The following is a 20960-nucleotide window of genomic DNA, read 5'->3' on the forward strand; positions in this document are numbered from 1 at the left end:
GAGAACTGCGAGGTACTCCAAGGCTTCCGAGTATTGCCCGAGGGCGCGTCTTTGTCGACCGGGTTCAGTCCTGGTGCTGCATCTGTTCGGGTTCTGCCGCGGCACCGCGGCGGCGCCGGGACCACACTGCGCGACCGGCCGCACCGGCCAGCGCCAGAACGACGACGGCGGCGCCGGCGATCGGTCCGGCCACGTTGCCGGGGAGCAGACCCTCGAGCAGCAACCAGATGCCGAACGCGAAGAACAGAACGGCCGCGCCGATGCGGATGACACTCTCGGGCAGATGCTTACCCAGCACGGCGCCGACGACGATGGCCAGGGCGTCGGCCGCGACCATGCCGACGGTCGAGCCGATCCACACCCCGATGGTGTCGTGGTCGGTGGCGAGGGTGATGGTGGCGAGCATCGTCTTGTCGCCGAGTTCGGCGAGGAAGAAGGCGGACGTGACGGCCAGGAACGCCGAGCGGGTGGCCCGCCCTGCCTTGAGCTGCTCGTCCTCGCTGAGGTCGTCGCCGCGCAGCGTCCACGCACCGAAGATCAGGAAGGCCGCACCGCCGACGATGCTGATCGCCGCGGTCGGGAGCGCGACACCGAGGTAGTGGCCGACGGCGACGGACACCAGGTGGACCCCGGTGGTCGCGACGGTGATGCCGGCGATCACGACCCACCAGCGGTAGCGCAGGGCGAACGTCATCGCCATCAGCTGGGATTTGTCTCCCAGTTCGGCGACGAAGATCACGCCGAAGCTCAGTAGTGCGGCGGTCAGCACGGGCATCCTCCTCCTGTGGTCGGTCGGAGGATGACGGGTGGATTCCTCCGGCCTGGCAGACGCGGGTACGTCTGTCCGGCCGAAGGTCTCGCCCACCGGCGCCGAGTGATCCGGCGGCGGTTCGCCAGGCCGGGTCCGGTGCGGTGAAGCAACGAGCCGGTATGTCGACACAGGCGATTGGGGGCTACTCCCCTTCGATGTCCGTAACGTTAGCGTGACTTATTTGAAAAGGCAAAGGCGGCAATAAGTTTGGGGCACCGACCGCAGAAACTTCGGGTACCCTCACGAGGCCAGCAGCATGGCCAAAACGGCAGTGTCGGGATCGCTGATCGGGTCGATACCGACCCGGCTGACCATGGACGTCACCGTCCCGTCCGCTTCTGCCTCCACCCATGCCGCCCGGTGTTCCAGCCCCAGGTGGGGGAGTCCGGGGAGCAGGACACAGCCCGACGCGGCGCCCGCGCACTCCGGGAGCGACGGGGTCGTCTCGGACGGCGGGTGCAGCATCATCAGCGCAGGCGGCTGATGATCCGCGAAGCGGCCGGGAGCGAGCGCGAACTCCCCGAGAACTGTGCCCTCGGCCACCACGAGGCCGACGGTCTCGGGTTCGGGCTCCTCGGGCAGGTCCTCGTGCGCGCCGAAGACGGTCGTGGTGTGGAGCAGCCCCGGAACGCACGCCACCCGCACGGCGAGCGCGAGCAACTGGGCCCATTCCTTGGTGGTGTCGGGCCAGCGCCCGGAAATGACGAATCCCCGCAAAGTACCCGCGGCCTGGAAGGGCGAGATGCCGATGTAGCCGTCCCTGTTCATCTCTGCCTCCTCGGTGTGATGACACGCTTCGAACATGATTCGTTCTGCACACCTCGTTGGGTACTTGAAGAATGCGCCCGACAGTGCCTGGCACACAAGAGCAGGGGAGTGCTAACGGGTCTTCACGCGGACGAACATCTCAGAGAATCCTCAGAATGGTCACAATGTGCCGCTACGAAAGCCACCTACCCTCACCGGAATGACCTCTGAGCGCGCACGGAATTCCGCGAATCACGCCCGAACCGAGTCGACGCGAAAGGTCCTCACTTCGCGGCGCGTCGCCGCGGCCACCATGGCCGGTCTGGTCCTGGCGTCCGCGGGGGGACTCGGGTACGTGTTCCTCGGTGACAGCGCGGCAGACAGCCGGACCGTGGCCATCGTCAACACCGACGCCGGCGCCACCGTGGACGGAAAACCGGTGCGTGCGAGCGACACCCTCATCGAGAAGCTCGAGGCGAACGAGGCCTTCGACTGGAAGGTGGTCGACGCGGACGCGGCGGCGGACGGCGACTGGTTCGCCACGGTGACCGTGCCCGAAGACTTCAGCGAGGCGGTGTCCTCGGTGTGGGGCGCGAAGCCACGGCAGGCGACCCTCGACCTCGACGTCGCGGGTTCCGACACCGGTGCGTCCGAGGAACTCTCCGGAGTGGTGTCGTCCCAGATCGGCGCGGACGGCATCACGGATCTGCTGGCGGACATGTCCTCGTCGCGGACGCGGTTCCAGCAGGCGGGAATGACAGCCGGGTTCCTCGCAGCCGGCACGGCGGCGGCGGACGATGCGGCACAACAGCTCACAGAGGGCGCCGACACTCTGCTCCCATATCTCGAGAAGGCACGCTCCGGCTCGGTGCAACTGCTGGGCGTCGCCGACCAGGTGGCGGGCGTGGTCGACCAGACGTCGGGAACGGCCGACGACCTCGCGGACCGGTTGAGCGCGCTGGGGCTGACGCTGGGCGAAGCGAACGACAGCGCCACCCGGATGCGCACCGGAATCGACGAGGCGATCCGCGTTCTCGACGCCACTCCCGTTGCATCGGACGTGGTCCCGTCGCTCCGGCAGGTCAGTGCCGACCTCGATCTGTTCTCCGCACAGCTGGGTTCGGTGCCCGGTCTGCTGGGCGGAGGAGTCGGTCCCGACACGGACCTGGGCGAACTCGTGCGCGTTGCGATGGGTCAGCTCACCGACGCCAGCAATCAGCTGAGCAGCGGGGCACGGCAACTGAACGACGGTATCGTCCCGATCGCCGATCAGGCACCGGAGATGCTCGAAGGTGCCACCTCGCAGATCGTCGACGGGTTCGCGAAGCTGAAGACGTTGTCGGGGCAGCTGTCCACCGACCTCAACAACGGTGTCGCGGCGATGCCGGTGCGCACGGCGGCTCAGCAGAACCAGTTGGCGACGGTGCTCGCCGAACCGGTCGCGGTGACCCGCACACTGTCCGCGCCGTCACCGATCCTCACCGCCGAGCACCTCGCCGTCGGCTTCGGGATCACCACCGTGCTGCTGGCGGGTGCCGTCGTGTGGATGGGCCTGCGGCGCAGGGCTTGACCGTCAGCGGGCGTCCTGGATACGACGCCACGGTGTGGCCTGCTCGAGCTCGAACGCCAACTCGAGCAGTGTCCGCTCGTCGCCGTGGTCGGCGGAGAAGTGCGACGCCAGCGGCAGGCCGCGGGACGTCTCGTGCAGCGGCAGCGAGATGGCCGGTCCGCCCGAAGCATTGTTGAGCGGCGTGAACGCCGTGTAGGCGATCAGCTTGTCGAACAACTCCTCGAAACTCTGTGTCGGCGAGAGGTATCCGAGCTCCGGCGTCGTGTGAGCCAGGGTGGGCGACAGGATGACGTCGTACTTCTGGAAGATCTGCGCGTACTCACGGTACGTGCGCCGCAACCGGTAGAGCACCCGCGGAGTCTTCGCGATGTTCCTGCGGTACATCGCGGCGAGTCCGCGCGTCAGATTGTCGGTGGCGTCGCGGTCGAAGTCCGGTCCGAGCATCCGCTTGCCGTTGCTGGAGATGACGAACGACAGGAATCCCCAGTAGATGCAGAAGTCTTCGACGAACGAGGAGTTCACCGGCATCGGGCACTCCTCGACGTGGTGCCCGAGGTCGGCCAGCAGATCGGCGGTCGCGTGGACCGACTTGCGCGTCTCGTCGTCCGTGCGGGAGGCGGTGACCGAATCGACCACCAACCCGACCTTCAGCCGGGTGCTGCTCGGCCCCTCGACCAACCGGATGGGTGGCAGCGCCGGATTGCGGTAGTAGCGTTCGGCGGACGCCATCCACCGTGCGGTGTCCCGCACCGAGCGGGTGACGGCGCCCTGCGCGATGATCCGGATCGGCAACGTCTTGTCCATGGCGTCGGGGACCGTCCGCCCGCGGGACGGTTTCAGGCCGACGAGCCCACACGCGGCCGCGGGTATGCGGATGGAGCCGCCGCCGTCGTTGGCGTGCGCGATCGGCACGACACCCGCAGCGACGAGTGCGGCCGAACCACCCGAGGACGCTCCCGGCGAGAAGGCGGGATTCCACGGATTGTGCACGGCCTCGGCGTCCATGAACTCGGTGGACGCGCTGAACCCGAACTCGGGGAGCCGGCTCTTCCCCAGCGAGAGCACACCTGTGGACAGATATTGCGTGACGAAGTCGCTGTCGACCCGGGCGGGCTGTGCGGCGAAGGCGACGCTGCCGTGCTGCGTGGGCAGGCCCGCGACGTCGACGTTGTCCTTGACGACGGTCGGCACCCCCGCGAAGGCGCCCTCGTGTGGGCGGTCCGCTTCCGTCAGTGCACGGTCGAAGTCGGCGAATGCCAGGGCGTTCAGGGCGGGTCCGACCGACTCGGCGCGCGCGATCGCCGCCTCCGTCACCTCGCGAATCGACACCTCTCCCGCGGCGATCCGTGCCGCGAGGCCGGTGGCGTCGAGGTCGCCGAGCGCGTCGTCGCGGAAGGCGTGGACGACGGTGTCGTCCCGGGCGGGGTTGCTGAACTCGGTCACTTCCGAAGCCTATTGGACGCTCGGCCTGCTCGGAAGGAATTCCGGACCCGAAACGAGCACGGGCGCACGCACACACCCGAGAGTGGTCCGTGCGCCCGTGGCTGCGGAGAGGAAACTAGACGATCAGGCCCGCGGTCTGCGTGCGTGCCTTCTCGAAACGAGCGGCAACGTCCGCCCAGTTCACGATGTTCCAGAAGGCCTTTACGTAGTCGCCCTTGACGTTCTGGTAGTCGAGGTAGAAGGCGTGCTCCCACATGTCGAGGAGCAGCAGCGGCGTGAGGCCGATCGGGATGTTGCCCTGCTGGTCGTACAGCTGGACGATGAGCAGGCGCTGGCCGATGGAGTCCCAGGCCAGGATGGACCAGCCGGAGCCCTGGATGGCGTTGGCGTTGGCCGAGAAGTGGTTGCGGAACGCGTCGAAACCGCCGAACTGGTCGTCGATCGCGGCAGCGAGCTCACCGGTCGGCTTGTCGCCACCGTCGGGCGAGAGGTTGTTCCAGAAGACCGTGTGGTTGGTGTGGCCGCCCAAGTGGAAGGCGAGGTTCTTCTCGTGCAGGTTGACCACGGCGGGCAGGGTGTCCGACTCGCGGAGCTCGGCCAGCTTGTCGAGGGCCGTGTTGGCACCGGTCACGTACGCGGCGTGATGCTTGTCGTGATGCAGTTCCATGATCTTGCCGGAGATGTGCGGCTCGAGAGCTGCGTAGTCGTACGGGAGTTCCGGCAGCGTGTAAACAGACACGAGGGTCCCTTCATCTATGGGCGTGTGAGCCCTTGTGTTTCCGGGTGCCGACGACACGTGGGCACGCGTCTGACACCCGCCTTTGGCGAATCGTTCTCGGGTATATACCCAATCTCATTGGTACACCCTGCGCAACAGTTGGGGTCACCGAGCGATTCCCTCACAGGAAAGTTCGGGCACCCGAAAAAATGCTGACGAGGTGACACTGGATGTCGTGAGAATTCGTCCGACCGGTGAACGGAACCTTAAGCTGACGCGATGCCTTCGCTGATACCTGTTGCAGATTCGCATGCGGCCGCGCCGCGTGTGGAGCTCACGGGCGCGAATCTGCTCCGCTTCTTCGCAGTTCTGGCCGTGATCTACTCGCACATCTCGTTCTATCTGATCGACGACCTCGGAACCGGATGGTGGTTCATCGACGTCGTCTATCAAATCTTCATCGAGAGGGGCGGTCTCAACCAGCATCTGTCCTTTCTCGGGGTCGCCGTCTTCATGATGCTGACCGGGGTGTTGATCACCCGTTCGGCCATTCGTCACGAGCCCGGGCAATTTCTGTTCAACCGGCTCGGACGAATCCTGCCCGCATTCTGGGTGGCCGTTCTCGCCGCGATCGTGCTCGTCCGCCTCGGCATCAACGGCATGTTCAGCGGCCAGGACGGGGTGTCGAATGTCGACGCGGCCCTGAGTTTCGTGCTCGGCGGCTTCTTCCTCAAACCCGAGGTGGCGGTTCTCGGGGTCACCTGGACCCTCGCCGTGCAGATCTTCTTCTACCTCGCCTGCGTGGCCGCGCGCCCCGTGCTGCGCACCCTGCCCATCGCGATGCCGATGGCCGGCGCCGCGGTCTGCGCACTGATCCTGCTCTACAACCTGTACGCGCCGCAGCCGTACACGGTCCCGATGCTGTCCAAGATCGCCGCGACGCTGCCTGCCGTGTTCCTCGGGCAGATCATCTACCTCGGCTGGGCCCGGCTCGCGGACTGCCGGTGGATCATCGTCGCCGGGCTGGCCCAGGTCGAGGTCATCCGCCTCGCCACCGACTTCCGCGTGTACTGGGCGGGCGATCACTACCTCTGGACGTTCGCCGTCGTCACCGCGTGCGTCGTGCTGGTGGGCCGGTACGACGGTCCCGCGGCGCACTGGGCCGTCGTGCGGTGGACCGCGACGCGCAGCTACGCGATCTACCTCGTCCACACCCTGATCCTGTACCGCGTGTACGAGCACACGGTCGGCTCGTTCGGCGAGACCGGGGCGGTGATCGCATTCCTCGTGGTGACGGCACTGGTGTCGGAGGCGATGTACCGGTGGGTGGAGGTCCCCGCCACGGGGTGGGTGACCGCTCGCGTCGAGCGGATGCGCAGACAGCCGGCGCTCGCGCGGGAGACCACTCCGGCACCGCGCGTAGCATCGAATCATGTCTTGGTACGACGAGCTTCTGGGTCGAGCAGCCGCTAAGTCCGTGATGGTCACCGCCGAGGACGCCCTCCCCGGCCGCAGTCAACCGATTCCCGTTCCGGCGACGCACTTCGTCAACGGTCACCCCCTGCAACCCCCGTTCCCCGAGGGCATGCAGACCGCCGTGCTGGGCATGGGATGTTTCTGGGGCGCCGAGAAGGAGTTCTGGCAACTCGACGGCGTCTACACCACCGCGGTGGGATACGCCGGCGGCTACACGCCCAACCCCACCTACGAGGAGACCTGCTCCGGTCGCACCGGTCACACCGAGGTCGTGCTCGTGGTCTTCGATCCGAAGGTGATCTCGTACGCCGAGATCCTCAAGGAGTTCTGGGAGAACCACGACCCCACACAGGGCATGCGGCAGGGCAACGACCAGGGAACGCAATACCGTTCGGCCATCTACACGATCGACGAACAGCAGGTGGAGATCGCCGAAGCCACCGGTGAGGCCTTCGAGAAGAGGCTCGCCGACGCTGGATACGGGGCGATCACCACGGAAATCGCCCCGCTCACGCAGTTCTACTACGCCGAGGACTACCACCAGCAGTACCTCGCGAAGAACCCCGGCGGTTACTGCCCCGTGCACGCCACCGGCGTCAGCTGCCCGGTCGGTCTGCTGAAGCAGGACGAGGTCCCGGCGCAGACCGACATCCTGCCGCCCTCGTAGTCCCTCCCGGTCTCAACCGCGGGTCGCCGACCATGTGAGCACCGCGGACGCCGCGATGGCGCTGACGGTGCGCACGTGGTTCCACCCGGTCCATCCCGACACGTAGTCGCGCCAGTACGCCGCCGAGTCGGCCGCGGTGGGGTCGATTTCGTCCAGCGCGTTGTTGTGCGGCACGTGATAGACGATGGTCAGCACGATTCCCACGAGATACAGCGCGCACGCGATCACCGCGTAGACGGCCGAACCGTCGTGCCGCACCACACTGACGACCGCGAGCACGATCGACGTCAGTGCGGTGCCGAACAGCGCCGTCATGAACCAGAAGTTCGGCGCCTCGCGGTTGATCGCCTGCATCGCCGCGATGCCCTGAGCCGGCTCCAGGCGACCGAGCCCGGTCATGATGAACGTGGAGAACGCGAACATCACGCCGCCCACCACGCCGGCGCCCACCGCCGTGACGATCGTCAGATAACGCTCCATTGGTCAGACCCTCCAGACACCGGCCGCTGCAGCGGCGCGGACGTAGTCGGTGAAGTCGCGGGGCGCGCGCCCCAGTGCGCGTTCCACCCCGTCGGTGAGTGACGCGTTGCGCCCGTCCAGCACTTCGTCGAACAGGTAGGTGAGCAGGCCGATCGCGTCGGACGGTACCCCCTGCCCGGCCAGCGCCGTCGAATACTCTTCCGAAGTGACTGGGGTGTACCGGATTTCACGACCCGTTGCCTTCGTGATCTCGGCGACGGCGTCACCGAACGACAACAACCGTGGCCCGGTCAGTTCGTACAGTTCGCCGGCGTGGCCGTCCCCGGTCAGAGCGGCGACGGCGATCTCGGCGAGATCGTCCGCGTCGACGAAGGGTTCGAGCACGTGCCCGTCGACGGGCAGTGCGAGGTCGCCCGCAAGCAGTGAGTCGAGCATGAAGCTCTCGCTGAAATTCTGGCTGAACCAACTGGACCGGAGGATCGTCCACTCGGCTCCCGCCTTGCGGATCGCGAGTTCGCTGCGCTCCGCCTCGGCTTCGCCGCGACCGGAGAGCAGGACGAGTCGCCGGGCGCCGTTCGCGACGGCCAGGCCCGCGAACTCCTCGACGACCTCCGCCGCTCCCGGCACCGCGAGATCCGGGTAGTAGGCGATGTACACCGAGGTGGTTCCTTCCAGCGCGGGCCGCCACGTGTCCCTGTTCTCCCAGTCGAACGGGGGACGGCCGGAGCGGGAACCGCCCCGGGAAGGTACTTCCGCGGCGGCGAGCCGGGCGAGGACGCGGCTGCCGATCTTGCCGGTGCCGGTGAGGACGAGTGTGTGCGGTGTCGTTGTCATGTCTTTCAGTCAAGACGGCGACGCCGAGACTTTCCATGGTTGAAACCCGCTGATCCATACGCGAGCGTCTACGGTGGATGTGTGGATCCCCTCGCCGGTCTCATCAGTGGTCCCCGCGCCGCAGGCGCGTTCGTGCTCCGCTCGATCATGGAACCGCCGTGGTCGCTGCAGATCGACGACCACGCGCCGCTCAGCCTCGTCGCGATGGGCCGGGGCGAGGCGTGGATCCTGCCGCACACCGGCGACCCGGTGCAGCTCACCGAGGGTGACGTCGCGATCGTTCGCGGACCCGAGCGCTACGTCGTCGCCGACCATCCGGACACCCCGCCGCACGTGATCATCAACCCCGACCAGAGCTGCACGACGCTCCGCGGGGAACCGCTCGCCGAGGCCATGGACCTCGGCGTGCGCACCTGGGGAAACAGTGCGGACGGCCGCACGGTCATGCTGACCGGGACGTACCAGACCCCGGGCGAGATCAGCATGCGACTACTGACCGCGCTCCCGGAACTCGTCGTGCAGCGCCGCGCCGACTGGGACTCGCGGCTGGTCACCCTCATGCACGACGAAGTGGTGCGGGACGAACCCGGACAGGAAGCGGTGCTCGACCGTCTGCTCGACCTGCTGCTGATCGCGGTGCTGCGCGCCTGGTTCGCGCGGCCGGCGGGCGAGGCGCCGTCGTGGGTGCGGGCGCAGAGCGACCCGGTGGTGGGCAAGGCGATGCGCATCCTGCAGAACAACCCCTCCCGCCAGTGGACGGTGGAGTCGCTCGCCGCGGAAACCGGCATGTCGCGGGCAGCCCTCGCGCGACGATTCACGGACCTCGTCGGCGAACCGCCCATGACATTCCTCGCCGACTGGCGGCTGTCCCTGGCCGCGGATCTGCTCCGCGAACCCGACGCCACGGTCGCGTCGGTGGCCCAGCGGGTGGGGTACGGGAGCGGATTTGCGCTGAGTGCGGCGTTCAAACGAGTGCGCGGAGTGAGCCCCAAGGAGCATCGTGAGATGGCGGGGAGCAGATGAGTGTATTACGGCACAGTGCCGAAAGACACACCGGATTGACTTGATCTTGTTTGCCTTGCGTACGACCCTGGATGGTAGGGAATTGTCGGCGAGAGGACCGGATCCGGAATGTGGAACAACTCTCAAGCACGGGGGCTGCGTAAGCGGTCGGCCCGTCAGCGGCACAACCCGCTACTCCGGCGCTCGGACCGGATCGAGAACATGCTCACCCTCGCGGTCGTGGTGCTCGCGTTCGCCATGCTTCCCCTGGCCATCCTCGTGGGTGCCCGGACCATCGACAGTCAGCTGACGCTGGCGGAGAAGCAGGTCGCGGACTACCGCACCGTCTCCGCCACTACGCTCGCCGACTCCACCGGCGTGTCCGTCACCTCCGACGTCGCACCGTCGGGCGTCGACACCGCCCCCGCCAAGTGGACGTGGGGCAACGAAACCCGCCACGCCGACATCACCGTCGACCCCGCCACGCCTTCGGGAACGAAGGAAGACATCTGGGTCAACGCCGACGGCAACCTCACCACCGAACCGATGTCGCCGTCCGCGGCACGAGTCGCCGGCGTGATCGCCGGGATGTTCACCTGGTTCGCGGTGATGATGATCGCGCTGTCAGGCTTCCTCATCTGCCGCGCCTCCCTGAACCGCGCCCGCGACGCGCAGTGGGACCGCGACCTCCGACAGTTCCTGGATTCGACCACCCGGCACTGAGCCCGCTCAGCTGATCGAGCCCCTGAACTCGACCGCCTGCTGCGCAGCCTGCGTGGTGACGGCGATGTCGGCGACCGGGTAGACGTGGAACTCGAAGAAAGGTCCGAATTTCGTCGGACCGTCCAAGATGTCGTTCGGGTCATCCGCCTCGACGAAGGCGAATCCCCCGGTTCCGTCCAGGCGACCGAGGAAATGATGGAAGGTCGCCCCTTCCGCCGGCGTCCATCTCGCGAACACTTCCAGGCTCCGCCGCGCAGCTGCCTCGTTCTCGGCGGCGGACCCACCGTCACGCAGCGTCCAGGTAATCACGTACTTCATTGCACCCTCCCGAGGGCGTGCCGGGATCAGCTCGCAGGGACCGCGCCGAGCTGCTGAAGGAATCCGAGTGTGTCCCACACCTGCCAGGTCTCGGCGATCTTGCCGTCGGCCAGACGATGGATCGAGATCGCGTTCATCTCCTCGTAGAATCGACGCACTACCGCTTCTTCCGCAGAACCCATGACAACCTCCGGAGCACTTGAGTGACACGGCCGTTCCGGCCGTACTTCGAGCTTTCCACCGGTGGAAAGGGAACGGAATGTTGCTGAGCACGCCGAATGACCCGGGCAGTCGTCGAGCGGAGGGGTGATGGGCGCGGAGTCCCGACTACGTGATCTGGGGCTGGTGCTGCCCCGCGCCGTCCAGCTGCCGCCGGGGGTGGAGTTGCCGTTCAGCTGGGTACGCGTGCACGGCCGCAGAGTGCTCGTGTCCGGACACGGGCCGCTCGCCGAGGACGGCACACCCGCCGGACCGTTCGGCTCCGTTCCCGCCGACGTGTCGGCCGCCGACGCCACGCACTCCGCCCGGCTCACCGCCCTCGCGGTGCTGGCAGGGGTTCGCCGCGCGGTGGGCGATCTCGACCGCATCGGTGCGTGGCTCACCGTCACGGGGTTCGTCAACGCCGAACCGGGCTACGACCAGACGACCGCGGTGCTCAACGGGTTCTCCGAGGTAGTGCTCGACGTATTCGGCCCGGACGTCGGCGACCACGCCCGGACGGCGATCGGGGTGGCCGCGCTGCCCCTGAATCTTCCCGTCGTCGTGGCCGCCGAACTCGAGCTCGCCTAGCTCAGTTGCGGAACGACCTCACTCGCGACCAGTTCCAGGTGGTCGAGGTCGCTGAGATCGAGGGTCTGCAGGTAGATCCGCTGTGCCCCGGCTTCGGCGTAGCGGCCGATCTTGTCGACGAGCTCGGCGGGCGACCCGGCGAGTCCGTTCTCCCGCAGCTCGCTCACTTCGCGTCCGATGTTCATGGCGCGTGTCGCGATCTCCTCCTCGGTGCGCCCGCAGCACAGGACGAGCGCGTTGGAATACACCAACTCGGTGGGGTCGCGATCGATGGACTTGCACGCGAGCCGGACCCGTTCGAACACGTCCCGCGTGTCGTCGACGGACTGGAACGGGACGTTGAATTCGTCCGCGTACTTCGCGGCCAGGGCGGGCGTCTTCTTCTTGCCGGTGCCGCCGATCAGGACGGGCGGACCCTGCGGCTGTCGCGGCTTCGGGAGCGCGGGCGAATCCTTGATCGTCAGGTGCGTCCCGTCGTAGGAGAAGGTCTCACCGAGCGGAGTGCGCCACAGCCCCGTGATCACGGCGAGGGATTCCTCGAGCCGCTCGAACCGCTCCTTCAGCGGCGGGAACGGGATGCCGTACGCCTGGTGCTCCTCCTCGTACCAGCCGGCGCCGATGCCGAGGTCGACGCGGCCGCCGCTCATCTGATCGACCTGCGCCACCGAGATCGCCAGCGGGCCGGGATGCCGGAACGTCGCGGACGTGACGAGGGTGCCGAGACGGATCGTGGACGTCTCGCGGGCGAGACCCGCCAGCGTGATCCACGCATCGGTCGGTCCGGGAAGGCCCTCGGTGTTCATGGCCAGGTAGTGGTCCGACCGGAAGAACGCGCCGTATCCGAAACGTTCGGCGGCCTGCGCCACCGCCAGAAGATCGTCGTAGGTGGCACCCTGCTGGGGTTCGGTAAAGATTCGCAACTCCATGTGAACCACTCTGCCCGATCCGTGATCGGTACGCTGATTTCATGGCCAAGATCCCACTGAACCTGCCGAAACCGCTGGCCGACAAGCTGCCCGACGCGTTCGGGGGCAGCAGCGCCGGCGTGGTGCCGGTGGTCCGGCTGCAGGGCATGATCGCGTCCGGCGGAGCAGGTTTCGGGCGTGTGCTGAGCGCGGAATCCGTCGAGGAACCGCTGCGCCGCGCGTTCACCACGCACGGTGCGAAAGCGGTGGCGCTGCTGATCAACAGTCCCGGCGGGTCGCCGACGCAGAGCGAATACATCGCCGCCCGCATCCGTCAGCTCGCCACCGAACACGAACTGCCCGTGCTCGCGTTCTGCGAAGACGTCGTCGCGTCCGGCGGCTACTGGCTGGCCTGCGCGGCCGACGAGATCTACGCGACCGCCACGTCGGTGGTCGGCTCCGTCGGTGTCATCTCGGCGGGTTTCGGGTTCTCCGAACTGATCGACCGCCTGGGCATCGAACGGCGGCTGCACTCGGCCGGCGAGGCGAAGGCCCGCCTCGACCCGTTCTTCGCGGAGAAGTCCGAGGACGTGCAGTGGCTGGAACAGATCCAGGAAGGTATCCACGACGAATTCCGCGACTGGGTGGTCGGCCGCCGTGGGGACAAGCTGAAGGCGGACGGGGCCGAGCTGTTCAACGGCGACGTCTGGCTGGGGCGCCGCGCCGTCGAGCTCGGCATCGTCGACGGGGTCGGCACGCTGCGCGAGGTCGTGGAGAAGCGGTTCCCCGACGCCACCCTCGAGATGACCGGGCCGCGCCGCTCGTTGTTCGCGAAGCTCGGGCTGCCCGCCGCGAGCTGGGACGAGGTGGCCGCCGCGATCGTCGGTGCGGCCAGTGCCCGTGTCGCGTGGTCGCGGTACGGGCGGTAACTACTTCGGCACGACTACCCCGACCGGGCCCGCGCCGATGCACAGCGACAGGTCCGGGGTCAGGGTGCTCACCCGCACGCTCTGACCGCCACCGGTGAGCCGCACGAACACCGAATTCGGGCCGCGCTGCACCGGCACCCGCACCGGGCTGCCGACCTCCATCGCGACGGCGATCTCACCGTCCGCGGTGGCCATGTAGTTGAGCTGCGCAGTCCACTCCCAGCCGGTCAGCGGTCCGTCGAGGGGGAGGGACACGAAACTGCGCTGATCCACCAGGTTCCCGCAATCCGGGACGGGTCCGGGCTCGATCGCGCGCACCCACGTGACCTGGGCGTCGACCACCGAACCGTCGTCGTCGATCATCCGGAGGTCGGGGGTGCTGTCGGAGAACTCGGGGCGGTCTCGCAGCGGGGCGAACACCCGGCTCACCAGATTGTTCGGGTACGCCACCGGCAACAGCACCCAGATGGACGCGGGCTGCTGGAGGATCGGCGCGTCGTCCCGTTCGGCGAGCGACGCACGCGCGGTCGCGAGGTAGGCCGTGGTCGGGTTCTCCTCCCAGCTGCGGGTGAACGTGTACGTCGACCACAGGCTGCTCGCGACGAACGCGACCACGGCGGTGACGGCCACCAGCGGCCGCACCCGGACGGGGACGGCGCGTCGGCGGGGTGCGCGGGCGATCAGCGCGACGGCGATCGCGAGGATCACGGCGGTGTCCGTGAAGTAGCGCAGCGTCTGCGCGAGTTCGTAGGTGGTGTCCGCGCCCCACCGGGTGACGACCATCGCCGTCACCGACAGCAGAAAGTACGCGGCCGTGAGGATCCACACCCAGCCGATGCGGCGCTTCAGCCGGACCGTCGCGACCACCGCCGCGACGAGGACCACCCAGCCGACCACCTCCAGCGCCGTCGACGGGGACGCCCATGGGGGACTCGGAATCCACCGGTCCCACGTCCACGGCCCACCCACGAACGTGGGCAGCAACCCGAGCGACGTGCCGTGGTGGAACAGTTCGAACGCACGCGACGCGCCCGCCCATTCCCACTGCGACGCGACGGTGGAGAAATAGAACGCCGCCCACACCGCCAGCACCGCCGCCGACGAGACCCAGAGGGCCGCACCTCGCCGCAGCGTCGACCGCACCGGCCGCTCCCGCTCCCCGACGTACGCGAGCAGCGCCACGGTCGCGAACGCGACGAACGGGACCACGACCGACTTCTCGAAGAACAGCAGCGACGCGATCAGCACGAGCGTGCCCGACACCGCGTACCGCCGCCGCCCGGTGCGGCACAACTCGAGGGCGTCGCGCGCCACCCACGCCAGCGCGATCTGCAGCGGCAGTGCGTTGAGCGCCGCCGCCCACCACGCGAACGCCGGCACGGTCAGCGGAGAGAACAGATAGATCGCCAGCGGAACCAGCAGGACCGGACGTGGCCCGAGGATCGTGCGAAGCAGCCGGAAGACCGCATACGACGCCACCGCCTGCAGCGCGATCGTCGTCAGCATCGGCAGGATCCACTCGTACGGCGCCAACCGCGTCGCGATACCCGCCACCAGGAAGGCCCCGGGCATGAGGTGACCGTCGTGGTCGTAGAGCAGCAGGTCGGCGGAGAGCAGCGGGAGGCTTCCGCCGCGCCCGGCGAGGATCAGATCGTCCCAGTAGAAGTCGCTGTTCGCGGCCACCCACGTCCGCACGAGAAGTTGCACCACGACGAGGGCGGCGGCCACCTGGAGGACACGGGCGGGCCCGAGGTGCCACCGCGATCCGACGTCGTCCGTCATCGTTTTCCGAGATTACAGATCAGGTGGAACCAAACCGCGCCGGGCTGCGTCAGATCAAGTGTCGGGGCATTTTCGCCCCGGCACAGGTGGGGGAGACGACGGCCGGTCCGGAGTTCTCGGGTCGCTTCGCGGGCGATCCGAACTGGAGGGGTAATTCCGGGCCGAGCCGTCGGCCACCGAGTGGTGATTGTTCACCGAGCTGCGATGTCAAATTCATCCACCGTTGTGGACCGTTCATCCGAAGCTGTCAACAATCACGGATTCGCATGCGCTCTGACCTGTGTATGAGCACTCCTCACACTGTCCATAACTGTGTATGAACCTGTGGAAACTGTGGATAACTCGGCATTTTCCGTGGTGCAGCTCACACATTCTCCCCAAAAAGGACGATTCGGTCGTGGGCTGCCCGCATTCGCGGGTCGTGACAGAATCGGCAATGTGAAGTGGGTGCGGAGGGGATGAGCGTCGTCGTTCAGGTGTGCGCGCGATGCGCGGCTCGGTGGCCGGTCCTCGGCTCCCCGGCGCAGTGGTGCCCCCGCTGCCACGGTGTGCTGCTCGCCCCCGTTCGCACCGACCAGCACCAGCCACCCGCGAGCCGGGGATTCCACTGGATCGCGCGATCCCCGCTGCGGCGGAGCGGCCTCGCGGCCGAGCCGTCGGCGCCGAGCCCCACCCCGCACTACACCGAGATCCCCCGCTGGGGACTCCACGATCACGTCGAGACCGCCTCCGCGCGCCGCGACTGGCCGGAACTGCTCGCCGGCAAGGCGGCCTTCTTCCTCACCCTCACCGCCGGTCTGTACGCGTTCGCCGTGTTCGCCGAACTGGGCCGGTACGCCGTGCTCCTTCGCAACCGGACCCGGCTGATCGATCCCACCCTGCTCGTCGTGTCCGACATCGCGGTGTTCCTCGGCCAGGCCGGCGGGATGCTCCTCGCGCTGCTGTCGGGCATCGGCGGTGTGTGCTGGTTGCTGCGGATGCGTCGCCGCACGTTCGCCCGTGCCAAGACGTCCGACCCGCGCACCCCCACCGAGGTGATCGTCGGTTGCGCGGTGCCGGGCCTGAACCTGGTGATGCCGGGTGTGTACCTGCTCGAGGTGATTCGCCGCGACCCCCGCGCCGTCCTGCTCGTCCGGGCCTGGTGGAGCCTGTGGGTATTCGGCGCGGTGCTCGTCGTCTTCAACTGGTTCTGGCGGTCCAGGCCCGGACTGCAGGCCATGGCGGACGGTGTCCTGCTGGCCGCCTTCACGGCGCTGGTCGCCTCCACGACGGCCGTACTCGCACTGATGGTGCTCCGACGACTCGAGGGCCGGACGCTGAAGGGTGCGAAGGAACCCGTCACCCGCTGGGTGATCGCCACCGACCCGCCGCCGCAGAAGGACGCGGAGAAGGCTGCCGAGAAGTCCGCCGAGAAGACTCCCGAGGCCAGCGACCGGGAAGCCGTCGCGTCGTGAGCCCCGACCGGCGCGGACCCCTGGTCGTGGCGCACCGCGGCGCATCCGCGGCCATGCCGGAACACACGCTCGCCGCGTACGAGCTGGCGCTGGAAGAGGGCGCGGACGGACTGGAATGCGACGTGCGGCTCACCCGCGACGGCCACCTCGTGTGCGTCCACGACCGCACCGTCGACCGGACGTCCACCGGAACCGGCGTCGTCAGCGAGATGACCCTCGAAGAGCTCGCGGAATTCAATTACGGCACGGAAGACGAGCCGGCTGAACTCCTCGAGCTGAGTGCGCTGATCGCACTCACCCTGGACTGGTCGGCGCGCCCGGTGAAACTCTTCATCGAAACCAAGCACCCCGTGCGTTTCGGCGGCCTCGTCGAGAGCAAGGTGCTCGCCGAACTGCAACGCTTCGGCATCGCAGCGCCGCCGTCCGCCGACCACTCCCGAGCCGTTGTGATGTCGTTCTCCGCCGGAGCGGTGTGGCGGATCCGCCGGTCGGCGCCGATGCTCCCGACCGTCCTGCTCGGCGAATCCGCCCGGTACCTCGGCGGGGGAGCCGCGACCACCGTCGGCGCCACCGCGGTCGGTCCGTCGGTGAAGACGCTGCACGAACACCCGGACATCGTCGACAAGGCCGCCGCCGCAGGACGAGCCACCTACTGCTGGACCGTCGACAACCGCAGCGACGTCGAACTGTGCCGCGAACTCGGGGTCAGCTGGGTGGCCACCAACCACCCCGGCCGCACCAAGAAGTGGCTGGCGTCCTGACCGGACCGGCGTCGGCGTGTAGGTTTTGGCGTCGTGGCAAAGAAGAGCAAGAGAAACAGTGGTCCGAAGCCCGGTAGTGCCCGCGCCGAGAAGCTCGCGCAGCGGCAGGCGGAACGGGAGAGCGCCGCAGCGGCCGTGACCCGGCCGTTCGAAGGCCTCGCCGCCGAATGCGATCTGGTGGCGCTGCGCGAGTTCGTCCCGTCGGCGACCGCCCCGCTGCCCGTCAAGGATTCGTCCCGCCCGGTGACCCTCGCGACCGTGCTGCCCGGTGCTGTCGCGGCGCTGGTCCGCGACGAGGGCGACAGTGCAACCGGGTTCGTCGGTGTGCAGGTCCAGGCGCATTCCGCGGATCTCGGCGCCGATCTGGCCGCGTCCGTCGCCTGGGTCCGTGACGCCGCGGCCGGTGAATCGCTGGCCTCCGCCAACCCCGGATCCGACACCCCGGCACTGGCCGACGTGATCGACGCGGACGCACCGCTCGACATCACCGTGCACCAGGATTTCAACTGGTGGATTCCCGAAGGCGTGGAGCCGGCCCCCGAGGTCGCGACCACCGTGCAGCACGCGAATGCGGCGATCATGCCGTCTGCGCGCGTCGAGGCCGAGGGTGTCGTCGCGGCGTGGTGGGTCGATGCGGGCGAGAAGGCGCACATCCGCTGGGTGCGCCCGGAGAACGAGGACGATCTGATGCTGGCCCTGGCGCGCGTGCACGCGACCGGCGGCCTCCACCTCGGTGAGGGCTCGCGCTACGCCGGGTCGTTCCGGACACACGGACTGCTGGTCCCGGTGTTCGACCTGGACCGCGAAAAGCATGCGAACGAGTGGGCCGCCGCCACCGTCGAACTCGGTCAGCGACTGGCCGAAGCGCTCGCCGTCGACGCGCCGCTCACCACCGAGGAGCGACGCGCCCGCGACGGACTGCGTGGCCGTCAGGTCACGTTGCGATAGGCCCTTCGGGCCCGTGCGCCTTTCTGGTAGCAACCACAACCAGAAAGGCGCACGGGTGGCGGAGCCGCCTAGATGGAACCGCCGGCTGCGTGCGGTGCCCCGGACGTGTCTGCGGGGCCGCTCATCTCACGTGCGACGAACTCCTCCAGGTCGAACAGGTTGCTGCCCGCGCGGTCGGCGATGGTCAGCAGCGTCGTCATGCTCGCGACCTCCTCGACCTGCTCCTTGAGGAACCACTGCATGAACTGCTCGCCGAGGTAGTCGCCCTCCTCGCGGGCGGTGCTGGCCAGCTGCACGATCTGCTCGGTGACCGTCTGCTCCTGCGTCAGGGCGAGGGCGATCGGCTCGCGTGCGTTCTCGAACTGGCCCTTCGCCGCGTCGACACCCGACAGTTCCACGGAGATGTCGCGGTCGAGGAAGTACTGGACGATCATCATGGCGTGGTTGCGCTCTTCGACGGCCTGCTTGTAGAAGTGCTTGGCCAACTGCGGCAGGTCCGCGTTGTCGAAATAGACGGCAGTCGCGATGTACTGGTGTGACGCGTTGAATTCGTTGCGAATCTGATCGTGGAGCAGAGCGTGGAATTTCGTCTTGTGCGCGTCAGTGGAAGTCATGAAATGGATAATATCGCTGGTCAGAGCGGGTGTCATCCAAGTTCGACCTAATTTTGGGAAGCTTGTCCAAACTAAAGTCAACCTAATTTCGGGACCATTCTGATGTCATTTTCCTAACCTGAACTGGCGGCGGATCCCCGACGGGAACGAGGCAAACCACGTCGGCGGGGCCTCGCCCGTGTATAAGATTCACAGCGTTCTGACGGCGCGGCCCGGAGGGGCAGACACATGTTGAGTCGATCCGGTGCGTGGCTAGCGTTGATTCTCGGTGCCCTTTTCCTGGGGGCGGCGATTCCGGCCCCGGCGCAGGCCGAACCGTTGTATCCGTGGCCGGATCCCGACCCGTTCTATCTCGCTCCGGCCGACCTCGGGGTCCTTCGTCCCGGCGACGTCGTGCGGACGCGGCGAATCGACACCTGGATGTACGCGAACTCGGACGGGTGGCAGGTCGCGTTCCGGTCGACGAATTCGACGGGACATCCGATCCTGGCCGTCACCACGGTTCTGCTTCCTCGCGGTGTTGCGAATCCTCCGCTCGTGTCGTATCAGGCGATCGTGAATTCGCTCGGAACCAAGTGCGCCCCGTCGCGGTCGTTGTTCAATCTGGAACTGCAGGAGTCGCCGGGCCTGTATCTGGGCCTGCAACGCGGCTGGGCGGTCTCGGTGCCCGACCATCTCGGCCCGACCGGCGCCTACGGTGCCGCGAAACTCGGCGGCATGATCACCCTCGACAGTGTCCGGGCGGTGCAGCGGGTGGCCGAACTGGGGTTGTCGCACAGCCCGGTGGCGCTGGCCGGGTATTCGGGTGGGGGAATGGCCAGCGCGTGGGCCGCGGCGCTGGCCCCGAGTTATGCGCCGGAGCTGAAACTCGACGCGGTGGTGGCGGGTGGGATTCCCGCGGACCTCGAGCAGATGGCCCAGGGCCTGGGATTCAATCCGCACCCGGGGTTCGGGCTCGCGTTCGCTGCCGCGATCGGCTTGGAAAGGGAATACCCGGAACAGCTACCGATTTCGTCGCAGCTGAACGCGACCGGACTGTGGCTGCGCGAGTGGATGTCGAACGAATGCCGCCGGTTCCTCCTGTTTCACGGCGCCTTCCGCAGCGCCGGACAGCTGGCCGCATCGACCAGCCTCATGGCGAGTTCGGGCGCGCATCAGGTGCTGCGCGACAACAGTCTGCGGTACTTCGAAGGTGTCCCGACCGCACCCCTCTACCTGTGGCACGGCACCCTCGACGGGCTGACACCGTTCGATTCGATTGCCGAGACCGCGCACCGCTACTGCGCCGCCGGTGCCAGACTGACGTTCGTCCCGTACGAGATATCCGAGCACATGACGACGGCAGTGGTGGGCTTTCCGGACGCGTACGAATACGTGGCCGCGCGGTTCCGCGGCGAACCGGCGCCCACCCGATGCTGACCCGACAGGGTCAGACGCCGCCGCCCGCCCTCTTCGGCGCACCCGGCCGGATCGGTGAGTTCCCGCTCATCTCGCGGGCGATGAAATCCTCGATGTCGAACAGGTTGTCGCCGGCACGCTCGACGATGGTGAGCAGGGTGTGCATGCTCGCGACCTCCTCGACCTGTTCCTCCAGGAACCACTGGATGAACCGCTCGCCGAGGTAGTCGCCGGTGTCGCGGGCCGTACGGGCGAGCTTCGTGATCTGTTCCGTGACGACGCGTTCCCGTTCCACCGCCAGAGCGACGGGGGCGCGCACCGAATCGAAATCGGTGACCACGTCGTCGATGCCGGGGACGGTCACTTCGAGGTTGTTGTCGATCAGGTACTGGATCATCATCAGCGCGTGGCCGCGCTCCTCGGCGGCCTGCGAATAGAACCGGCGAGCCAGTTGCGGCAGATCGTGCGAGTCGAAATAGACGGCCACCGCGATGTACTGCTGGGACGCGGTGAACTCGTTGCGGATCTGCTGCAGCAGGAGGGCGTGGAACTCGGTGGGGGTCTTCGTCGCCGATTGAGACATGAGTGTCA

Annotated in this window: 23 protein-coding genes; 11 read left to right on the forward strand and 12 right to left on the reverse strand. The window is 67.6% G+C overall.

The annotated features are described in order from the left end of the window. Nucleotides 1–64: 64 nt before the first annotated feature. Both ACLIVD_RS01835 and ACLIVD_RS01840 read right to left on the reverse strand, forming a co-directional pair. Nucleotides 65–775 (reverse strand): TMEM165/GDT1 family protein, encoded by a 711-nt coding sequence (locus ACLIVD_RS01835; RefSeq protein WP_491931845.1) that lies wholly within the window; start codon nt 773–775, stop codon nt 65–67. Nucleotides 776–1051: 276 nt separating this feature from the next. Next, a complete protein-coding gene (locus tag ACLIVD_RS01840; protein WP_005248897.1) occupies nt 1052–1579 on the reverse strand; it encodes a hypothetical protein in 528 nt (175 codons plus the stop codon). 199 nt (nt 1580–1778) lie between these two features. Between ACLIVD_RS01840 and ACLIVD_RS01845 the strand changes: the two genes are divergently transcribed. Continuing rightward, nucleotides 1779–3128 (forward strand): YhgE/Pip domain-containing protein, encoded by a 1350-nt coding sequence (locus tag ACLIVD_RS01845; protein WP_317569617.1) that lies wholly within the window; start codon nt 1779–1781, stop codon nt 3126–3128. 3 nt (nt 3129–3131) lie between these two features. Here the strand turns inward: ACLIVD_RS01845 and ACLIVD_RS01850 are convergent, their stop codons facing one another. After that, a complete protein-coding gene (locus tag ACLIVD_RS01850) occupies nt 3132–4571 on the reverse strand; it encodes an amidase (protein ID WP_477950824.1) in 1440 nt (479 codons plus the stop codon). A gap of 115 nt (nt 4572–4686) precedes the next feature. Beyond that, nucleotides 4687–5310 (reverse strand): superoxide dismutase, encoded by a 624-nt coding sequence (locus ACLIVD_RS01855; RefSeq protein ID WP_012691075.1) that lies wholly within the window; start codon nt 5308–5310, stop codon nt 4687–4689. A gap of 258 nt (nt 5311–5568) precedes the next feature. Between ACLIVD_RS01855 and ACLIVD_RS01860 the strand changes: the two genes are divergently transcribed. Continuing rightward, the gene (locus tag ACLIVD_RS01860; RefSeq protein WP_491931846.1) at nt 5569–6762 is read left to right on the forward strand and encodes an acyltransferase family protein; all 1194 of its coding nucleotides are present in this window, start codon (nt 5569–5571) and stop codon (nt 6760–6762) included. Continuing rightward, nucleotides 6722–7432, forward strand: a complete 711-nt coding sequence (msrA, locus tag ACLIVD_RS01865) for a peptide-methionine (S)-S-oxide reductase MsrA (RefSeq protein WP_105414062.1) — start codon at nt 6722–6724, stop codon at nt 7430–7432. The genes ACLIVD_RS01860 and msrA overlap by 41 nt, the downstream gene beginning before the upstream one ends. 12 nt (nt 7433–7444) lie before the next feature. Here msrA and ACLIVD_RS01870 read toward each other — a convergent pair whose 3' ends face one another. Both ACLIVD_RS01870 and ACLIVD_RS01875 read right to left on the reverse strand, forming a co-directional pair. After that, on the reverse strand, nt 7445–7912 hold the full coding sequence (locus tag ACLIVD_RS01870) for an anthrone oxygenase family protein (RefSeq protein ID WP_283354752.1): 468 nt from the start codon (nt 7910–7912) through the stop codon (nt 7445–7447). A gap of 3 nt (nt 7913–7915) precedes the next feature. Further along, the gene (locus ACLIVD_RS01875) at nt 7916–8746 is read right to left on the reverse strand and encodes a Rossmann-fold NAD(P)-binding domain-containing protein (protein ID WP_491931847.1); all 831 of its coding nucleotides are present in this window, start codon (nt 8744–8746) and stop codon (nt 7916–7918) included. A gap of 81 nt (nt 8747–8827) precedes the next feature. On the opposite strand from ACLIVD_RS01875, the gene ACLIVD_RS01880 reads away from it, so the two are divergent. Together ACLIVD_RS01880 and ACLIVD_RS01885 are read left to right on the forward strand one after the other, a co-directional pair. After that, complete coding sequence (locus ACLIVD_RS01880; protein ID WP_491931848.1) at nt 8828–9769, forward strand: AraC family transcriptional regulator; 942 nt, start codon at nt 8828–8830, stop codon at nt 9767–9769. A 108-nt stretch (nt 9770–9877) separates the two neighbouring features. Then, nucleotides 9878–10471, forward strand: coding sequence for an Rv1733c family protein (locus tag ACLIVD_RS01885; protein ID WP_005248884.1), 594 nt, complete (start codon nt 9878–9880; stop codon nt 10469–10471). Between the two features lie 6 nt (nt 10472–10477). Here ACLIVD_RS01885 and ACLIVD_RS01890 read toward each other — a convergent pair whose 3' ends face one another. Together ACLIVD_RS01890 and ACLIVD_RS01895 are read right to left on the reverse strand one after the other, a co-directional pair. Beyond that, nucleotides 10478–10789 (reverse strand): DUF3303 domain-containing protein, encoded by a 312-nt coding sequence (locus ACLIVD_RS01890; protein WP_005562556.1) that lies wholly within the window; start codon nt 10787–10789, stop codon nt 10478–10480. A 26-nt stretch (nt 10790–10815) separates the two neighbouring features. After that, nucleotides 10816–10971: a nuclear transport factor 2 family protein gene (locus ACLIVD_RS01895; RefSeq protein ID WP_283332616.1), complete on the reverse strand. Its 156-nt coding sequence runs from the start codon at nt 10969–10971 to the stop codon at nt 10816–10818. A gap of 127 nt (nt 10972–11098) precedes the next feature. Here ACLIVD_RS01895 and ACLIVD_RS01900 point away from each other — a divergent pair, with 127 nt between their 5' ends. After that, nucleotides 11099–11578 (forward strand): RidA family protein, encoded by a 480-nt coding sequence (locus tag ACLIVD_RS01900; protein ID WP_280781906.1) that lies wholly within the window; start codon nt 11099–11101, stop codon nt 11576–11578. Here the strand turns inward: ACLIVD_RS01900 and ACLIVD_RS01905 are convergent. Continuing rightward, entirely contained in the window at nt 11575–12504 is a 930-nt protein-coding gene (locus ACLIVD_RS01905; RefSeq protein WP_491931849.1) for an LLM class F420-dependent oxidoreductase, read from the reverse strand. The two genes, ACLIVD_RS01900 and ACLIVD_RS01905, sit on opposite strands and share 4 nt — an antisense overlap. A 41-nt stretch (nt 12505–12545) precedes the next feature. Between ACLIVD_RS01905 and ACLIVD_RS01910 the strand changes: the two genes are divergently transcribed. Further along, complete coding sequence (locus ACLIVD_RS01910) at nt 12546–13412, forward strand: S49 family peptidase (RefSeq protein WP_491931850.1); 867 nt, start codon at nt 12546–12548, stop codon at nt 13410–13412. Here ACLIVD_RS01910 and ACLIVD_RS01915 read toward each other — a convergent pair whose 3' ends face one another. Beyond that, nucleotides 13413–15194 (reverse strand): hypothetical protein, encoded by a 1782-nt coding sequence (locus ACLIVD_RS01915; protein ID WP_491931851.1) that lies wholly within the window; start codon nt 15192–15194, stop codon nt 13413–13415. A gap of 458 nt (nt 15195–15652) precedes the next feature. Here ACLIVD_RS01915 and ACLIVD_RS01920 point away from each other — a divergent pair, with 458 nt between their 5' ends. From ACLIVD_RS01920 to ACLIVD_RS01930, 3 genes are read left to right on the forward strand one after another with little or no spacing between them, the layout of a single operon-like run. Beyond that, entirely contained in the window at nt 15653–16648 is a 996-nt protein-coding gene (locus ACLIVD_RS01920; protein WP_283354756.1) for a DUF4328 domain-containing protein, read from the forward strand. Then, nucleotides 16645–17409, forward strand: coding sequence for a glycerophosphodiester phosphodiesterase (locus ACLIVD_RS01925; RefSeq protein WP_037228268.1), 765 nt, complete (start codon nt 16645–16647; stop codon nt 17407–17409). Before ACLIVD_RS01920 ends, ACLIVD_RS01925 begins: the two co-directional genes overlap by 4 nt. Before the next feature lie 33 nt (nt 17410–17442). Beyond that, nucleotides 17443–18357 carry a DUF5926 family protein gene (locus tag ACLIVD_RS01930; RefSeq protein ID WP_120659927.1) on the forward strand — a complete coding sequence of 305 codons (915 nt, stop codon included), beginning with the start codon at nt 17443–17445 and terminating at the stop codon, nt 18355–18357. Between the two features lie 68 nt (nt 18358–18425). On the opposite strand, the gene ACLIVD_RS01935 is transcribed toward ACLIVD_RS01930, so the two are convergent. Next, nucleotides 18426–18971 (reverse strand): ferritin, encoded by a 546-nt coding sequence (locus tag ACLIVD_RS01935; protein ID WP_280781901.1) that lies wholly within the window; start codon nt 18969–18971, stop codon nt 18426–18428. Between the two features lie 228 nt (nt 18972–19199). Between ACLIVD_RS01935 and ACLIVD_RS01940 the strand changes: the two genes are divergently transcribed. Beyond that, nucleotides 19200–20390 (forward strand): lipase family protein, encoded by a 1191-nt coding sequence (locus ACLIVD_RS01940; protein WP_491931852.1) that lies wholly within the window; start codon nt 19200–19202, stop codon nt 20388–20390. A 10-nt stretch (nt 20391–20400) separates the two neighbouring features. On the opposite strand, the gene ACLIVD_RS01945 is transcribed toward ACLIVD_RS01940, so the two are convergent. Continuing rightward, complete coding sequence (locus tag ACLIVD_RS01945; RefSeq protein WP_280781899.1) at nt 20401–20952, reverse strand: ferritin; 552 nt, start codon at nt 20950–20952, stop codon at nt 20401–20403. Nucleotides 20953–20960: the final 8 nt, after the last annotated feature.

This window comes from Rhodococcus sp. G6(2025) (genome assembly GCF_058628105.1).

Coding starts and splice junctions, on each gene's coding strand:
- ACLIVD_RS01940 (WP_491931852.1), top strand. CDS start 19,200: ATGTTGAGTCGATCCGGTGCGTGGCTAGCGTTGATTCTCGGTGCCCTT.
- ACLIVD_RS01920 (WP_283354756.1), top strand. CDS start 15,653: ATGAGCGTCGTCGTTCAGGTGTGCGCGCGATGCGCGGCTCGGTGGCCG.
- ACLIVD_RS01835 (WP_491931845.1), bottom strand. CDS start 775: ATGCCCGTGCTGACCGCCGCACTACTGAGCTTCGGCGTGATCTTCGTC.
- ACLIVD_RS01895 (WP_283332616.1), bottom strand. CDS start 10,971: ATGGGTTCTGCGGAAGAAGCGGTAGTGCGTCGATTCTACGAGGAGATG.
- ACLIVD_RS01885 (WP_005248884.1), top strand. CDS start 9,878: ATGTGGAACAACTCTCAAGCACGGGGGCTGCGTAAGCGGTCGGCCCGT.
- ACLIVD_RS01910 (WP_491931850.1), top strand. CDS start 12,546: ATGGCCAAGATCCCACTGAACCTGCCGAAACCGCTGGCCGACAAGCTG.
- ACLIVD_RS01915 (WP_491931851.1), bottom strand. CDS start 15,194: ATGACGGACGACGTCGGATCGCGGTGGCACCTCGGGCCCGCCCGTGTC.
- ACLIVD_RS01875 (WP_491931847.1), bottom strand. CDS start 8,746: ATGACAACGACACCGCACACACTCGTCCTCACCGGCACCGGCAAGATC.
- ACLIVD_RS01845 (WP_317569617.1), top strand. CDS start 1,779: ATGACCTCTGAGCGCGCACGGAATTCCGCGAATCACGCCCGAACCGAG.
- ACLIVD_RS01870 (WP_283354752.1), bottom strand. CDS start 7,912: ATGGAGCGTTATCTGACGATCGTCACGGCGGTGGGCGCCGGCGTGGTG.
- ACLIVD_RS01900 (WP_280781906.1), top strand. CDS start 11,099: ATGGGCGCGGAGTCCCGACTACGTGATCTGGGGCTGGTGCTGCCCCGC.
- msrA (WP_105414062.1), top strand. CDS start 6,722: ATGTCTTGGTACGACGAGCTTCTGGGTCGAGCAGCCGCTAAGTCCGTG.
- ACLIVD_RS01905 (WP_491931849.1), bottom strand. CDS start 12,504: ATGGAGTTGCGAATCTTTACCGAACCCCAGCAGGGTGCCACCTACGAC.
- ACLIVD_RS01945 (WP_280781899.1), bottom strand. CDS start 20,952: ATGTCTCAATCGGCGACGAAGACCCCCACCGAGTTCCACGCCCTCCTG.
- ACLIVD_RS01860 (WP_491931846.1), top strand. CDS start 5,569: ATGCCTTCGCTGATACCTGTTGCAGATTCGCATGCGGCCGCGCCGCGT.
- ACLIVD_RS01935 (WP_280781901.1), bottom strand. CDS start 18,971: ATGACTTCCACTGACGCGCACAAGACGAAATTCCACGCTCTGCTCCAC.
- ACLIVD_RS01840 (WP_005248897.1), bottom strand. CDS start 1,579: ATGAACAGGGACGGCTACATCGGCATCTCGCCCTTCCAGGCCGCGGGT.
- ACLIVD_RS01890 (WP_005562556.1), bottom strand. CDS start 10,789: ATGAAGTACGTGATTACCTGGACGCTGCGTGACGGTGGGTCCGCCGCC.